Raw genomic sequence first — 15,465 nt, 5'->3', positions numbered from 1 at the left:
CAATGGTGATGCTCTGGCCGTTAGCCAGAGTGACCACGACCGGCGAACCGGTGACCGGTGCACCTACAGTCGCGGTGTAAGTGACGGTGCCACCTTCAGCGACGGTGGTGTCGGCAGTCAGTTTGACGGTCGACGTGTCGATGGTGTCAGTCACATCGGTCACGGCGGGAACGGTGCTCGGCACCAGGTTCTCGAAGTTGCCGCCAGTAGCATCCTTGATCGTGACTTCGACTTTGCCGGCGTCTTTGTAAACGTCATCAGCCGGAGCCGCGACGGTCACGGAACCAGTGGTTTTGCCCGCTTCGATGGTAATCACCGAGCCGTTCGACAAGGTCACGGTGACTGGCGTGCCGGCCGGGTTGGTCAGTGTCGCGGTGTAAACAATCGAGCCGCCTTCAGCCACGCTGCCGGTCGCGCTCAACGACAGATTGGTGGTGTCGACGGTGTCGGTCACCGAGGTCACGGCCGGGGTTTTGTCGGCCACGAGATTTTCGTAGTTGCCGCCGCTGGCGCCGTCGATTTTCACGCTCAGCGTGTTGCCGCCAGCGAGTGCATCGTTCGGTGCGGTGAAGTTGACGCTGCCGCTGCTGGCGCCGACCGGGATGGTGATGGTCTGGCCGTTGGACAGGGTCACGACAACCGGTGCGCCGGTGACCGGCGCGGTCACGGAAGCGGTGTAAACCACCACGCCGCCTTCAACGGTGCTGGCGGTGGCGGTCAGGGAAACGGTGCTGTTGTCGATAGTGTCGGTCACGTTGGTGACCGCTGGGGTCTTGTCGACCACCAGGTTTTCGAAATTGCCGCCGGTGGTCTTGGTGATGCTCGCGTCGACTTTGCCGGCGTCCTTGTACACGTCATCGGCCGGTGCTGCGACGGTCGCGGTGCCAGTAGTCGCGCCTTTGGCGATGTTGATCACCGCGCCGTTGCTCAGGGTCACGGTCATGGCCGTGCCGGCCGGGTTGGTCAGGCTCGCGGTGTAGACGATCGAGCCGCCCTCGGCGACCGAAGGGGTGGCGCTGAGGCTGATATTAGTGGTGTCGACGGTGTCGGTCACTTTGGTGACAACGGCGGAACGGTTGGCATCGACCTGCTCGAAGTTGCCGCCGGTGTGGCTGGCAATTGCGGTCTGGACTTTGCCGCCATCGACGTACGGGGTGTTGGCAGGTGCGGCGAAGTTCACCGAACCGCTGGTGGCGCCTGCAGCGATGTTGATCACTGCGCCGTTGGCCAGGGTCACGGTCATGGCGGTGCCGGCCGGATTGCTCAGGGTCGCGGTGTAGGTGATCTGGCCACCTTCGCTGACGGTGTCGCTGGCGCTGAGGGTCAGCGTGGTTTTGTCGATGGTGTCATTGACGGTGGTGCTGACCGGCGTTTTGCTGACGTCGAGTTTTTCGAAGTTGCCGCCAGTGGCATCGGTCATGGTCACGGTGAGCTTGCTGACGTCTTTGTAGACGTCATCGCTCGGCGCGGCGATGGTTACCGAACCGCTGGTTTTGCCAGCCTCGATGGTGATGGTCTGGCCGTTGCTGAGGTTGACGGTCACCGGCGTTTGCGCGGCGTTGGTCAGGGTCGCGGTGTACGTGATCGACGTGCCCTCGAGCACATAGCTTTCAGCGCTGAGGGTCAGGTGCGTGGTGTTGATCGTATCGGCAACGTTGGTCACCGCTGGCGTCGGATTGGCGACCAGGTTTTCGAAATTGCCGCCGTCGGTGCCCTTGATGGTCACTTCGAGTTTGCCGGCGTCTTTGTAGACGTCATCGGCAGGGGCTGGAACGGTCACGGTGCCGGTGGTCTTGCCGGCGTCGATGGTGATGGTCGAACCGTTGCTCAGGGTCACGGTCACCGGCGTGCCGGCCGGGTTGGTCAGCGTCGCGGTGTAGACGATCTGCCCGCCTTCGTTGACGTTGCCGGTGGCAGTCAGCGAAACGGTGGTGGTGTCGACGGTGTCGGTCACAGTGGTGCTGACCGGGGTTTTGTCAGCGACCAGGTTTTCGTAGTTACCGCCAGAAACGCCAGTGATCGAGTTGGTCAGTGGCGCATGGCCGGCGAGCACGTCGTTCGGCGCGGCGGTGGTCACGGTGCCGGTGGTTTTGCCGACTTCGATGGTGATGTTCTGACCATTGGCCAGGGTCACGACGACGGGCGAACCGGTGACTGGCGCGCCAACGGTGGCGGTGTAGGTGACAGTGCCACCTTCAGCAGCCGATTCAGTGGCGGTCAGTTTCACCGTCGAGGTGTCGAGGGTGTCAGTCACATCGGTAACGGCTGGAACGGTGCTCGGCACCAGGTTCTCGAAGTTGCCGCCGGTGGCGTCTTTGATGGTCACTTCGACTTTGCCGGCGTCTTTATAGACGTCATCGGCGGGCGCTGCGACGGTCACGGTGCCGGTGGTTTTGCCCGCTTCGATGGTGATTACCGAGCCGTTCGACAGGGTCACGGTCACCGGAGTGCCTGCCGGATTGGTCAGGGTGGCGGTGTAAGTGATCTGGCCGCCCTCGGCCACCGTACCGGTCGCGCTCAGCGTCAGATCGGTGGTGTCAATGGTATCGGTGACAGTGGTGCTGACCGGGGTTTTGTCGGCGACCAGATTTTCGTAGTTGCCACCGCTGACTTCGGTGATCGAGTTGGTCAGAGGAGCATGACCGGTCAGCGCGTCGTTCGGTGCAATGGCGGCCGCGGTGCCGGTGGTCTGGCCGACAGCTATGGTAATGGTCTGGCCGTTGGCCAAGGTCACGACGACAGGCGAGCCCGTCACTGGTGCGCCAACAGTCGCGGTGTAGGTGACGGTGCCGCCTTCAGCGACGGTCTCGGTGGCGGTCAGTTTCACCGTCGAGGTGTCGAGGGTGTCAGTGACGTCGGTGACGGCTGCAACGGTGCTTGGCACCAGGTTCTCGAAGTTGCCGCCGGTAGCGTCCTTGATGGTCACTTCAACTTTGCCGGCGTCTTTGTAGACGTCATCGGCAGGTGCCGCGACGGTCACGGTGCCGGTAGTTTTACCAGCCTCGATGGTGATCACCGAGCCGTTGCTCAGGGTCACGGTCACCGGGGTGCCGGCCGGATTGGTCAGGGTCGCGGTGTAAACGATCGAGCCGCCCTCAGCCACGGTACCGGTCGCGCTCAGCGTCAGATCGGTGGTGTCAGTGGTGTCGGTGACGGTGGTGCTGACTGGCGTTTTATCAGCCACCAGGTCTTCGTAGTTGCCACCGCTTACGCCAGTGATTGCGTTGGTCAGCGGTGCATGGCCATTCAGCGCATCGTTCGGTGCGGTGGTGGTCACGGTGCCGGAGGTCTTGCCGACTTCGATGGTGATGTTCTGACCGTTGGCCAGGGTCACGACGACAGGCGAGCCAGTGACTGGCGCGCCCACGGTAGCGGTGTAAGTGACGGTGCCACCTTCAGCCGCACTTTCGGTAGCGGTGAGTTTGACGGTGGTGGTGTCGACGGTGTCGGTCACTTCGGTGACGGCTGGCACGGTGCTCGGCACCAGATTCTCGAAGTTGCCGCCGGTGGCGTCCTTGATGGTCACTTCGATTTTGCCGGCGTCTTTATAGACGTCATCGGCAGGTGCCGCGATGGTTACGGTGCCGGTGGTTTTGCCGGCTTCGATAGTGATCACCGAACCGTTCGACAGGGTCACGGTGACCGGCGTGCCGGCCGGGTTGGTGAGGGTCGCGGTGTAAACGATCGAACCGCCTTCAGCCACAGAACCGGTGGCGCTGAGCGACAGGTTGGTGGTGTCGTTGACGTCAGTAACCGTAGTCGATACCGGGGTCTTGTCGGCCACCAGATCTTCGTAATTACCACCGCTAACGCCAGTGATCGAGTTGGTCAGCGGCGCATTGCCGGTCAACGCATCATTCGGCGCAGTGGTGGTCACGGTGCCGGTGGTTTTGCCGACTTCAATGGTGATGCTCTGGCCGTTGGCCAAGGTGACCACGACAGGCGAGCCGGTGACTGGCGCGCCAACAGTGGCGGTGTACGTGACGGTGCCGCCTTCAGCCACCGAGGTATCGGCGGTCAGTTTGACGGTCGACGTGTCGACGGTGTCAGTCACATCGGTAACGGCAGGCGTAGTGCTTGGCACCAGGTTTTCGAAGTTGCCGCCGGTGGCGTCCTTGATCGTGACTTCGACTTTGCCGGCGTCTTTATAGACGTCATCGGCAGGCGCCGCGACGGTCACGGTGCCGGTGATTTTACCGGCTTCGACAGTAATCACCGCGCCGTTCGACAGGGTCACGGTCACCGGCGTACCGGCCGGATTGGTCAGGGTCGCGGTGTAAACGATCAAACCACCTTCGGCCACGGTTCCGGTCGCTGTCAGCGACAGGTTGGTGTCGTCGATCGAATCGGTAATGGTAGTGGTCGCTGGCGTGGTGTTCGGCACCAGATTTTCAAAGTTACCGCCGGTAGCGCCGGTAATGGTGGTGCTGACGGTGCTGCCATTGTTGTAAACGTCGTTGGCCGCCGTCGGCACGTTGACGGAACCAGTGGTTTTGCCGGCTTCAATGGTGATGGTCGAGCCGTTCGACAGAGTGATCGTCACCGGCGTTTGCGCGGTGTTGGTCAGGGTCGCGGTGTAGGTGATCTGGCCACCCTCGACGACCGTGCCGGTGGCGGTGAGGCTCACGCTGGTGGTATCGATCGAGTCGGTAACGGTGGTGGTGGCTGGCGTCGTGTTCGGCACCAGGTTTTCAAAGTTGCCGCCAGTAGCGCCGGTAATGGTGGTGCTGACCGTGCCGCTATTGTTGTAGACGTCGTTGGCCGCAGTCGGCACGTTGACGGTGCCGGTGGTTTTGCCGGCCTCAATGGTGATGGTCGAACCGTTCGACAGGGTCACGGTGACCGGGGTTTGCGCCGGATTGGTCAGGGTTGCGGTGTAGGTGATCTGGCCACCCTCGACCACGCTGCCGGTGGCGGTCAGGGTCAGAGTTGTGGTGTCTTTCGAGTCGGTGATGGTGGTCACCGCTGGCGTCGGGTTCGGCACCAGGTTTTCAAAGTTGCCGCCGCTGGCACCGGTGATGGTGGTGGTGACGGTGCTGCCATTGTTGTAAACGTCGTTGGCCGCAGTCGGCACGTTGACGGTGCCGGTGGTTTGGCCCGCGCCGATGGTGATGGTCGAACCGTTCGACAAGGTGACGGTGACCGGGGTTTGCGCGGGGTTGGTCAGGGTCGCGGTGTAAGTGATCTGACCACCTTCGGTGACACTCGAACCCGCCGTCAGGGTGACGGTGGTGGTGTCGATGGTGTCGGTGACCTGCGTCGTGGCCGGAACGGTCGGCGGCGTCACGGTGATGCCGCCACCGCCGGTGGTGCCAGTGACGGTCACGTTGATCTGGGTCGGGTCGTTATAAACAGTGTCGTTCGGCGCCAGCGGCACATTGACGGTGCCGGTGGTGGAGCCGGCCGGAATCACGATCACCGCGCCGTTGGACAGGGTAATGGTCAGGTCGGTCAGCGGCGCCTGGGTCAGGGTCGCGGTGTACACCAGCACGCCGCCGGCTTCAGTGATGGTCGGCGTGGCGCTGAGCCTCAGAGTCGACTCACGTTGGGCGTTTGCGGTGGTGTCGGTGGTCTGGCCGCCGGTGGTGTCTTGGGCGATTTGCCCGCCGGAGTTGATGCCTGCCGTCGGGAAGCCAATGGTCGGATCGACGCGGCCAGCCGTGGCGTCGAGCATCACGAAACTGTGACCGCCACCGGCGGCACCGCCAGTGCCTGCGGCGCTCGGGCCGGCAGCGGTGGCGTCCAGCGCGGTGGTCGGGTCGACGCCGGCAGCGATGGCTTGTTGCAGTTCTTCTACAGACGGCGCTGCCTGCGCAGTGGCTTCGGCCAGGTCAGTGCTGGAGTCGGGCGCGTTGGCGCTCCACTGGGTTTCGCGGCCCAGATCAAGGGTGCGGCCATCAGCCAATTCAAGCGACACGGCGCCGGAGAGCCCGGTGTCAATCTGATCGCCGACAAACAGGCGATCACCTTCAACGAGTACGCGACGCACGCCCTCTGGAGACACCACGAATACCTGACCAACAATGCTTTTGACGATGGCAACAACACTGCTCATTGAAGACTCTCCGGGGTGTCACGTTCAGTTGACTTCCATGGACCTGAAGGCATGGGCGCCGATTCAGTCTGGACGTACTTTAAAAATTTGCGAAACAAGTTTGACGCATCTATTCGTCAATAATTTGGCTAGATTCTTTCGCTATTAACTTTATGCCAAACTATTGACCTTATGGGTGCCATCCTAAACAATCGCCCCACTAATGTCACATTGATATTTCCGCGGCGACCTGTCCTTTTGCGTGTGATCCAGTTCCTCTTTTGAACTTTCCGACATACGGTAAATCCAGTCGTCAATCCTCCGACGCAGCAGCACGTTTAGCTGTGATTCAAGACAAGAAGTACTGGGAAATCTTTACCATGCGTTCGCATTTGTTCAAGGCACTACCCTTCGCTCTCGCCGCCTCGTTTGCACAAGCACAATCCTTACCAGAAGCCATGCAACAAGCCATGGATGTCCATCCGGAGATTCAGGCGGGGGTCAACAGTCGTTTGGCCGCGGATTATCAATTAAGAGCGGCGAAAGGTGGATACCTGCCGAAGGTCGATCTGCTCGGCGGTTATGGCCGTGAAGGCACCGACAGCGTGACTACTCGCGCCGCCGGAAACAGCAACCACTGGGAGACTCTGAACCGTAGCGAGTCAAGTTTACGTCTCTCGCAAATGGTTTTTGACGGTTTTGCGACGTCCAATGAGGTGGCGCGTCAACAAGCCAACGTCAGCTCCCGCGCCTATTCGTTGCTGGGAACTTCGGAGCGTACCGCGCTGACCGTCGCCCAGGTTTATCTGGACGTGCTGACCCGCCGCGAGTTCGTGCGTCTGGCCGAAGAAAACCTCAAGAGCCACCAGCGCATCTACGACCAGATTCAATTGCGTACCCAGCGCGGCGTCGGCAGCGGTGCTGACCTTGATCAGGCCGAAGCGCGGATGGCCCAGGCCCGCAACAACCTGATCACCGAGCAGACCAACCTCGCCGACTCGGAAACCAACTACCTCAGCGCGGTTGGCCAGATGCCCGATCAACTGGAGCGTCCGGCACCTTTCATGGCGATGCTGCCGGCCAACCTCAACGAAGCGCGTCAGCAAATGCTGGAAAACAGCCCGATCCTGCGCTCGGCCGAGTCCGACATCGCCGCTGCCGAGAAGCAGTACGCAACCGCCAAGTCGACGTTCTACCCGCGCTTCGACGCCGAACTGGGCCGCACTGCCGACAACGATCTCGACGGCCAGAACGGTCACAACAACGAATGGCAAGCGATGCTGCGCATGCGTTTCAACTTGTATTCGGGCGGCAGCAACAAGGCCGATCTGGAATCCAAGTCGTACCTGGCTAACCAGGCGCTGGACATCCGCAACAACGCTCTGCGCCAGTTGAATGAAGAATTGGGTCTGGCCTGGAACGCCTTGAATAACGCCAATGCCCAGGTACCGATCGCGCAGCAATATGTCGATCACAGCACCGCGGTGCGCACGGCTTATCAGCGTCAGTTCAGCCTCGGTGAACGCACCCTGCTCGATTTGCTCGACAGCGAAAACGAGTTGTTCACCGCTTCGCGGCGTCTGGCGGACATCAAAAACATTCAGTTATTTACTCAGTATCGAATCAAGGCGACCATGGGCGAATTGCTCCGAAGCCAGGGAGTCGTTGCGCCGTTGGCATCCGTTGTGCAGAACGACGTGAAGCCCAAGGTCCAGCTGCCTGGGATGAATTGAGTCAGCCCTTTTCAACAGTCAAAGAGTGTCGAGCGTGGAATCAGAAGTCAGTCGAGTTCATCTCAGTCATGATCCACGCGCGTTGCACGACGATCCGTTACTGGACGGTCTGCTCGCCCTTTGCATGCTGCACCAGAAACCCGCCAGCGCGGCGATGCTGACCACCGGCCTGCCGCTGCCCAAACAACGCTTGAGTGTCGAGTTGCTGCCCCGCGCGGCGGCTCGCGCCGGCCTGCAAGGTCGGGTGCTGCAGCGCAAGCTGGAAGAAATTCCGGCCATCGCCATGCCGGCGTTGCTGCTGCTCAAGGATGGCCGCAGTGCCGTCCTGCTTGGCTGGCAGGGTGACAACGACGCGCGGGTGCTGCTCAGCGAAAGCGACGGCGGCGAGTCCGTGGTCAGCCGCGAGCTGCTCGTCGATGACTACACCGGCAAAGTGTTCTTCGCCCAGCCGCAACACAAATTCGACGTCAACCACGGCACGCTGATTCCGCGTGCGCGTTCGTGGTTCCGCGACACCCTCAAGCGTTCGCGCTGGCTGTATGCCGATGCGATTGCTGCCAGTTTCCTGATCAACATCATCGCCATGGCGGCGCCGCTGTTCGTGATGAACGTCTACGACCGGGTGGTGCCGAACCAGGCCGAAGCGACCCTGTGGGTGCTGGCCCTCGGTATCACTGGCGCCTACATTTTCGACCTGATCCTCAAGAGCCTGCGCGCCCTGTGCCTGGATCTGGCCGGGAAGAAAACCGACCTGATCATCTCCGCGACGTTGTTTGAACGCATCGTCGGCATGGCGATGAAATACCGTCCGGCGCGAGTCGGCAGCTTTGCGCAGAACATCCACGAGTTTCAGAGCCTGCGCGACTTTCTCGCCTCGCTGACGCTGACCAGCCTGATCGACCTGCCGTTCACCATCCTGATCTTTATTGTCATCGCCATTCTCGGCGGGCATCTGGTGTGGATTCCGGTGCTGGCGTTCCCGATTGCCCTGCTGATCGGCTATGCCTTGCAGAAGCCGCTGGTGGCCACCATGGAACGCACCATGGCCCTTGGTGCCGAGCGTCAGTCGAGCCTGATCGAAACCCTCGCCGGCCTCGACGCGGTCAAGGTCAACAACGCCGAGAGTGAGCGCCAGTACCAGTGGGAACAGACCATCGGCACCCTGAGCCGCCTCGAGCTGCGGGTGAAAATGCTTTCCGGCCTGGCGATGAACATCACCCTGCTGATCCAGCAACTGGCCGGGGTGATCATGATCGTCTTCGGCGTGTACCAGATCATCGCCGGCAACCTGAGCATGGGCGGTCTGATTGCCTGCTACATGCTCAGTGGTCGCGCACTGAGCCCGCTGGCGTCGCTGTCCGGTCTGCTCACGCGCTATCAACAGGCGCGGGTGACCATGACTTCGGTCGACCAGATGATGGAGCTGCCGCAAGAGCGCAATTTCGAAGAACGCCCGCTGAGCCGCAAGGTGTTGCAGGGTGCGATTGAATGCCGTCAGCTCAACTTCACCTACCCGGAGCAACAGAACCCGGCGCTGAAGAACATCAATCTGGTGATCCGTCCCGGCGAGAAGATCGGCATCATCGGCCGCAGCGGCTCGGGTAAAAGCTCTCTCGCCAAATTGCTGGTGGGGCTGTACCAGCCGGATGACGGCGCGTTGCTGGTCGACGGGGTGGATATCCGTCAGATCGACGTCAGCGAGCTGCGCTACAACATCGGGTATGTGCCACAGGACATCCAACTGCTGGCCGGCACCCTGCGTGACAACCTGGTTTCCGGTGCGCGTTATGTAGAAGACGAGCTGGTGCTGCAAGCCGCCGAACTGGCCGGCGTCCACGAATTCGCCCGTCTGCACCCGCAAGGCTATGAGCTGCAAGTCGGCGAGCGCGGGCAAAACCTCTCCGGTGGCCAACGACAAAACGTCGCGCTGGCCCGGGCGCTGTTGCTCAATCCGCCGATCCTATTAATGGACGAGCCGACCAGCGCGATGGACAACACCGGTGAAGAACGTCTCAAGCAACGCCTCGCCGCCGTGATCGAAAACAAGACCGTGGTGCTGGTGACGCACCGGGCTTCGCTGCTGTCGCTGGTGGATCGTCTGCTGGTGATCGACCGTGGTCAGATTCTCGCCGATGGCCCGAAAGCCGCCGTGATGGAAGCGTTGAAGAAGGGGCAGATCAGTGTTGCTTAAGTCGGGTTTCAAGGATTCGATCCGTCGCTACTTCAAAGGCTCGGCATCGCTGCAGGGCCAGCCGCTGCCGGAGGTCAACAAAGCGCTGATCGAGGACGCCCCGCGCGTCGTGCGCCTGACCATCTGGGCGATCATCGGCTTCTTCGTGTTCCTCATGCTCTGGGCCAATTTCGCCGTGATCGACGAAGTGACCAAGGGCGACGGCAAGGCGATTCCGTCGTCGAAGATCCAGAAAATCCAGAACCTTGAGGGCGGGATCGTCTCCGAACTGTTCGTCAAGGAAGGCCAGATCGTCGAAGCCGGCGCACCGCTGATTCGTCTCGACGACACGCGATTTGCTTCCAACGTCGGCGAAACCGAGGCCGATCGCCTGTCGATGCTGTTGCGCGTTGAGCGTTTGAGCGCTGAGGTCGATGACCGTCCGCTGAACTTCCCCGAGGACGTGCTCAAAGCCGTGCCGGGTCAGGCGAAAAGTGAAGAGTCGCTGTACATCAGCCGCCGTCAGCAATTGCACGACGAGATCGGCGGGTTGCAGGAACAGTTGATCCAGCGTCAGCAAGAGCTGCGCGAGTTCGCCTCCAAGCAAGCGCAATATCGTCAGCAGCTCGGCTTGCAGCGGCAGGAAATCAACATGTCCGAGCCGCTGGTAGCGCAGGGCGCGGTGTCCCCGGTAGAAGTCTTGCGTCTGAAGCGTGCTGAAGTGGAAACACGCGGTCAGCTCGACGCCACCACGCTGGCCATCCCGCGCGCCGAATCGGCGATCAAGGAAGTGCAGCGCAAGATTGACGAGACACGCGGCAAATTCCGCAGCGAAGCGCTGACTCAGCTTAACGAAGCACGCACCGACCTGAACAAGGCCAGTGCTACCGGCAAGGCGCTGGAAGACCGCGTCAGCCGTACGCTGGTGACATCGCCGGTGCGCGGCATCGTCAACAAGTTGCTGGTCAACACCATCGGCGGCGTAATCCAGCCGGGCAGTGACATGGTCGAAATCGTGCCGCTGGACGACACCTTGCTGGTCGAAGCGAAGATCCGCCCGCAGGACATTGCCTTCCTGCATCCGGGACAGGAAGCCATCGTCAAATTCACCGCGTATGACTACACCATTTACGGTGGGCTGAAGGCGCAACTGGAGCAGATCGGCGCGGACACCATCACCGACGAAGACAAGAAAACCACGTACTACATGATCAAGGTGCGCACTGAGCGCAGCCACTTGGGCACCGATGAGAAGCCGTTGCTGATCATTCCGGGGATGGTTGCGTCGGTGGACATCATCACCGGCAAGAAGTCGGTGTTGAGCTACCTGCTCAAACCGATCATTCGCGCGCGGGCTGAGGCGTTGCACGAGCGCTAGATCTTCGTTGGTCTCTCTGGCCTCATCGCTGGCAAGCCAGCTCCCACAAGTTTCTGTGTCGGACACATAGAAGTGTTCTGCCCAAAACCTTGTGGGAGCTGGCTTGCCAGCGATGACGGCAGCCCACACACCACATCCCTGTCAGTAAGTGACAAAAACCGTCACTCACCATCCAGTCCATTCCTCACCAATCGCCATATCGTTATTCATTAACGGTATTTAATTTCCGATTCTTATAGCTATAAAGTCATCCCCCTGCGTACCTGCCGACCAATCGGCGCGCCGCACGAGCTGAACCAACACGCAATCCAGCGTGAGTGTCTGATCGACGAGCGCGCCCGTGAGCGCGCCGTGCGTGGGAGATGGAAAGATGTCCGCAGCTACTGCTTCCCCAAGCGCCGCGACCGCCGCGCCGCAAACCTTTGAAATCCGCCCGTTCAGCGGTGCCGTTGGCGCCGAGATCATTGGCCTCGACCTCCGTCGGCCGATCAATGACCAGGACTTCGCGCGCATTCATCGCGCGCATCTGGATCACCACGTCGTGGTGTTCCGCAACCAGCAAATCACCCCGCAACAACAAATCGACTTCAGCCGCCGCTTCGGCGTGCTGCAGATCCACGTGCTCAAGCAGTTTCTGCTGGCCAATCACCCGGAAATCCTCATCGTTTCCAACATCATCGAAAACGGCCAGAACATCGGCCTCGGTGATGCTGGCAAGTTCTGGCACTCCGACCTTTCCTATAAAGAGCTGCCAAGCCTCGGCTCGATGCTGCATGCGCAAGAGCTGCCGTCCGAGGGCGGCGACACTTTGTTCGCCGACATGCACAAAGCCTGGGACAACCTGCCCGCTGAGCTGCGCAAAGCGGTCGAAGGTCGTACCGCCGCGCATTCCTACACGGCGCGCTACAGCGAAACCAAATTCGAAGGCAACTGGCGCCCGACCCTGACCCCGGAGCAACTCGCTCAAGTCGCGGAAGTGGTGCACCCGGTGGTGCGGACGCACCCGGAAAACGGCCGCAAGGCGTTGTTCGTCAGTGAAGGTTTCACCACGCGCATCGTCGGTTTGCCCGACGACGAGAGCCAGCAACTGCTGACCGAGCTTTATGCCCACAGCGTCTTGCCGCAAAACATCTACCGCCATCAGTGGCAGCCCCACGACCTGGTGTTCTGGGATAACCGTTCGCTGATTCATCTCGCCGCCGGCTGCCCCGCACACCTGCGCCGCAAGCTGTATCGCACGACCATCCAAGGCGACGCGCCTTTCTGATTCGCCGGAGATTGAGCAAATAATGAACGCTCCCTTGCAAGGCCACGCGGCCAGCAACCCGATCGCCCGCAGCGAAGCGCTGCTGGCCGTCGATCACGTCAGCCTCGAATACCGCACGCCGCAACGCGTGGTGCGCGCCACCCACCAGGTCAGTTTCGAAATTGATCCGGCCGATCGTTATGTGCTGCTCGGCCCGTCCGGTTGCGGCAAATCCACCTTGCTCAAAGCGGTCGCCGGGTTCATTCAACCGTGCGAAGGCGAAATCCGTCTGCAAGGCCAACGCGTCGATGCGCCGGGGCCGGACCGGATCGTGGTGTTTCAGGAATTCGATCAGCTGCCGCCGTGGAAAACCGTGAAGCAGAACGTGATGTTTCCGCTGCTGGCCTCGCGCACGCTGAAGAAAAAAGAGGCGGAAGAACGCGCACTGCACTATCTGGAAAAGGTCGGCCTCGCAGCGTTTGCCGATGCCTATCCGCACACCTTGTCCGGCGGCATGAAAGCGCGGGTGGCAATTGCCCGGGCGTTGGCGATGCAGCCGAAAATCCTCTTGATGGACGAACCGTTCGCCGCACTCGATGCGCTGACCCGCCGCAAGATGCAGGAAGAGTTGCTGCTGCTTTGGGAAGAAGTGCGCTTCACCTTGTTGTTCGTCACGCACTCGATTGAAGAGGCGCTGGTAGTCGGCAATCGCATCCTTTTGCTGTCGCCACATCCGGGGCGGGTGCGCGCCGAAGTGCACAGTCATCAATACGATCTGCACAGCCTCGGCGGCGTGGCGTTTCAGGAATCGGCGCGGCGCATTCATCGTTTGCTGTTCGATGAAGGCCAGTCGCCGGAAACCGAGCGTGACCACGACTTCAACGACATTCGCATCGCCTATTGAGCGGCCAGGAGGACTACCCGATGAGCCATTCATCATCTGTGCGTGAAGAGTTCGAAATTGTTTTAGAGCCGCTGACCGAAGTGCCGGTCGAGCGAGAGCTGTCGCTCGGCACGCGGCTGTGGCAGCAGGGCTGGCTGCGTAAAAGCCTGATCCTGATTGTGCTCGCTGTTTTGTGGGAAGTGGTCGCGCGGATTCAAAACAACGACCTGATGCTGCCGAGTTTCCTGCAGACCAGCCATGCGCTGTTCGATGGCTTGCTCAGCGGTGAACTGCTGGCCAAGGTGTGGATTTCGTTGGTGGTGCTGATCAAGGGTTACCTGATCGGCATCGTCTTGGCGTTTGGTTTGACCACGCTCGCGGTGTCGACGCAGTTGGGCCGCGATCTGCTGAGCACGATGACCTCGATGTTCAACCCGCTACCGGCGATTGCCTTGCTGCCCTTGGCGCTGCTGTGGTTTGGCCTGGGGCAGAACAGCCTGATTTTTGTGCTGGTGCATTCGGTGTTGTGGGCCTTGGCGCTGAACACTTACGCGGGGTTTCTCGGCGTTTCTGAAACGCTGCGCATGGCCGGGCGCAATTATGGTTTGAAGGGACTGCGGTTGGTGCTGTTCATCCTGATCCCGGCGGCGCTGCCGTCGATTCTGGCCGGATTGAAGATTGGCTGGGCGTTCGCCTGGCGCACGTTGATCGCGGCGGAACTGGTGTTTGGCGCGACCAGCGGCAAGGGTGGGCTGGGTTGGTACATCTTCCAGAATCGTAATGAGCTGTACACCGACAAGGTGTTTGCCGGGTTGGCGGTGGTGATTCTGATTGGCTTGCTGGTCGAGAATCTGGTGTTCGATACGCTGGAGCGGGTGACCGTTAAGCGGTGGGGTATGCAGCGCTGACCTGAAAAGATCGCAGCCTTCGGCAGCTCCTACATGGAATGCGATCCCCTGTAGGAGCTGCCGAAGGCTGCGATCTTTTGATCTGCTAGGATTGCACCCAGATCAATCCTGATCAGCCATGAGTGCTCAGCATGCAACTCCCGGACATGAACCTTTTGGTCGCCCTCGACGCTTTGCTCGACGAGGGCAGTGTGGTCGGCGCTGCGCGGCGGATGAACCTCAGCCCGGCAGCCATGAGCCGCACCCTGACGCGAATCCGCGAAGCCATCGGCGATCCGATTCTCGTGCGTGCCGGTCGTGGTCTGGTGCCCACCCCCAAAGCCTTGGAATTGCGCGAACAGGTGCGCGATGTGGTCGAGCAAGCGGCGCTGCTGTTCCGCTCTGCCGACGCTGTGGACCTGAGCACGTTGCGTCGGCGCTTCAGCATTCGCGCCAATGATTTTTTCATCGGCGTGTATGGCGGCAAGCTGTTCGACACCCTTGATCAAATGGCGCCGCATTGTGAACTTCGCTACGTCCCCGAAGGTGATGGCGACGATGAAGCTTTGCGGGAGGGACGCATTGATCTGAGTGTCAGCAACACGCGGCCCGTCACCCCGGAAGTCAAAGTGCAGAACCTTTTTTCCACGCATTTCGTTGGCTTGGTGCGTGAGGACCATCCGTTGCTGGATGGCGAAATCACTGCCGAGCGTTACGCCGGGTTTTCCCATATCAGCATGTCGCGCAGGGGCATCGCCCGTGGCCCGATTGATGCGGCGCTGAATGCCTTGGGCCTGGAACGGCGGGTGGCGGTGATTGCGCCGAGTTTCCACGCCGCGATGTTTGCCCTGCCGGACTCTGACCTGATCCTGCCCGTGCCCAAGGAAGCGCTGCTCAGCGTGCGTCGGCTCGGCTTGAAACTGCGCTCGTTCGACCTGCCGATTCCATTGCCAACCCTGATGCTGACCCAAGCCTGGCACCCGCGTTTCGACAAGGATCCGGCGCACCGCTGGCTGCGTGAAACCCTAAAGACCTGCTGCGACGAAACGTGGCTGGCGGCCCAGCCCTGAAGATCAAAAGATCGCAGCCTTCGGCAGCTCCTACATTGAAATGCATATCCCTGTAGGAGCTGCC

At 60.9% G+C, this 15,465-nt stretch carries 8 protein-coding genes; 7 read left to right on the top strand and 1 reads right to left on the bottom strand.

The window, feature by feature from the left end:
• The coding region (locus EJA71_RS06445) for a retention module-containing protein (protein WP_158955275.1) at positions 1 to 6,055 on the bottom strand (6,055 nt) is incomplete at its 3' end.
• A 359-nt stretch (positions 6,056 to 6,414) separates the two neighbouring features.
• Here EJA71_RS06445 and EJA71_RS06440 point away from each other — a divergent pair.
• The 7 genes from EJA71_RS06440 to EJA71_RS06410 all read left to right on the top strand — a co-directional run bounded on the left by EJA71_RS06440 (position 6,415) and on the right by EJA71_RS06410 (position 15,401).
• A complete protein-coding gene (locus EJA71_RS06440) occupies positions 6,415 to 7,767 on the top strand; it encodes a TolC family outer membrane protein (protein WP_158955273.1) in 1,353 nt (450 codons plus the stop codon).
• 34 nt (positions 7,768 to 7,801) lie between these two features.
• The gene (locus tag EJA71_RS06435; RefSeq protein ID WP_158955271.1) at positions 7,802 to 9,958 is read left to right on the top strand and encodes a type I secretion system permease/ATPase; all 2,157 of its coding nucleotides are present in this window, start codon (positions 7,802 to 7,804) and stop codon (positions 9,956 to 9,958) included.
• A complete protein-coding gene (locus EJA71_RS06430; RefSeq protein ID WP_158955270.1) occupies positions 9,948 to 11,315 on the top strand; it encodes an HlyD family type I secretion periplasmic adaptor subunit in 1,368 nt (455 codons plus the stop codon). The genes EJA71_RS06435 and EJA71_RS06430 overlap by 11 nt, the downstream gene beginning before the upstream one ends.
• A 370-nt stretch (positions 11,316 to 11,685) precedes the next feature.
• The gene (locus EJA71_RS06425) at positions 11,686 to 12,582 is read left to right on the top strand and encodes a TauD/TfdA family dioxygenase (protein ID WP_158955268.1); all 897 of its coding nucleotides are present in this window, start codon (positions 11,686 to 11,688) and stop codon (positions 12,580 to 12,582) included.
• 22 nt (positions 12,583 to 12,604) lie between these two features.
• Positions 12,605 to 13,465 carry an ABC transporter ATP-binding protein gene (locus EJA71_RS06420; protein WP_116029366.1) on the top strand — a complete coding sequence of 287 codons (861 nt, stop codon included), beginning with the start codon at positions 12,605 to 12,607 and terminating at the stop codon, positions 13,463 to 13,465.
• A 20-nt stretch (positions 13,466 to 13,485) separates the two neighbouring features.
• Positions 13,486 to 14,352, top strand: a complete 867-nt coding sequence (locus tag EJA71_RS06415) for an ABC transporter permease (protein ID WP_158955266.1) — start codon at positions 13,486 to 13,488, stop codon at positions 14,350 to 14,352.
• Between the two features lie 131 nt (positions 14,353 to 14,483).
• Entirely contained in the window at positions 14,484 to 15,401 is a 918-nt protein-coding gene (locus EJA71_RS06410) for a LysR family transcriptional regulator (RefSeq protein WP_158955264.1), read from the top strand.
• Positions 15,402 to 15,465: the final 64 nt, after the last annotated feature.

The organism is Pseudomonas sp. PB106 (assembly GCF_009764645.1).
Lineage (GTDB): Bacteria > Pseudomonadota > Gammaproteobacteria > Pseudomonadales > Pseudomonadaceae > Aquipseudomonas.
This window is presented reverse-complemented; position numbering and strand designations above follow the sequence as displayed.

What these genes read in the sequence shown, in the direction of transcription:
- EJA71_RS06440 (WP_158955273.1), top strand. Translation starts at nt 6,415, where the DNA reads ATGCGTTCGCATTTGTTCAAGGCACTACCCTTCGCTCTCGCCGCCTCG.
- EJA71_RS06425 (WP_158955268.1), top strand. Translation starts at nt 11,686, where the DNA reads ATGTCCGCAGCTACTGCTTCCCCAAGCGCCGCGACCGCCGCGCCGCAA.
- EJA71_RS06420 (WP_116029366.1), top strand. Translation starts at nt 12,605, where the DNA reads ATGAACGCTCCCTTGCAAGGCCACGCGGCCAGCAACCCGATCGCCCGC.
- EJA71_RS06415 (WP_158955266.1), top strand. Translation starts at nt 13,486, where the DNA reads ATGAGCCATTCATCATCTGTGCGTGAAGAGTTCGAAATTGTTTTAGAG.
- EJA71_RS06410 (WP_158955264.1), top strand. Translation starts at nt 14,484, where the DNA reads ATGCAACTCCCGGACATGAACCTTTTGGTCGCCCTCGACGCTTTGCTC.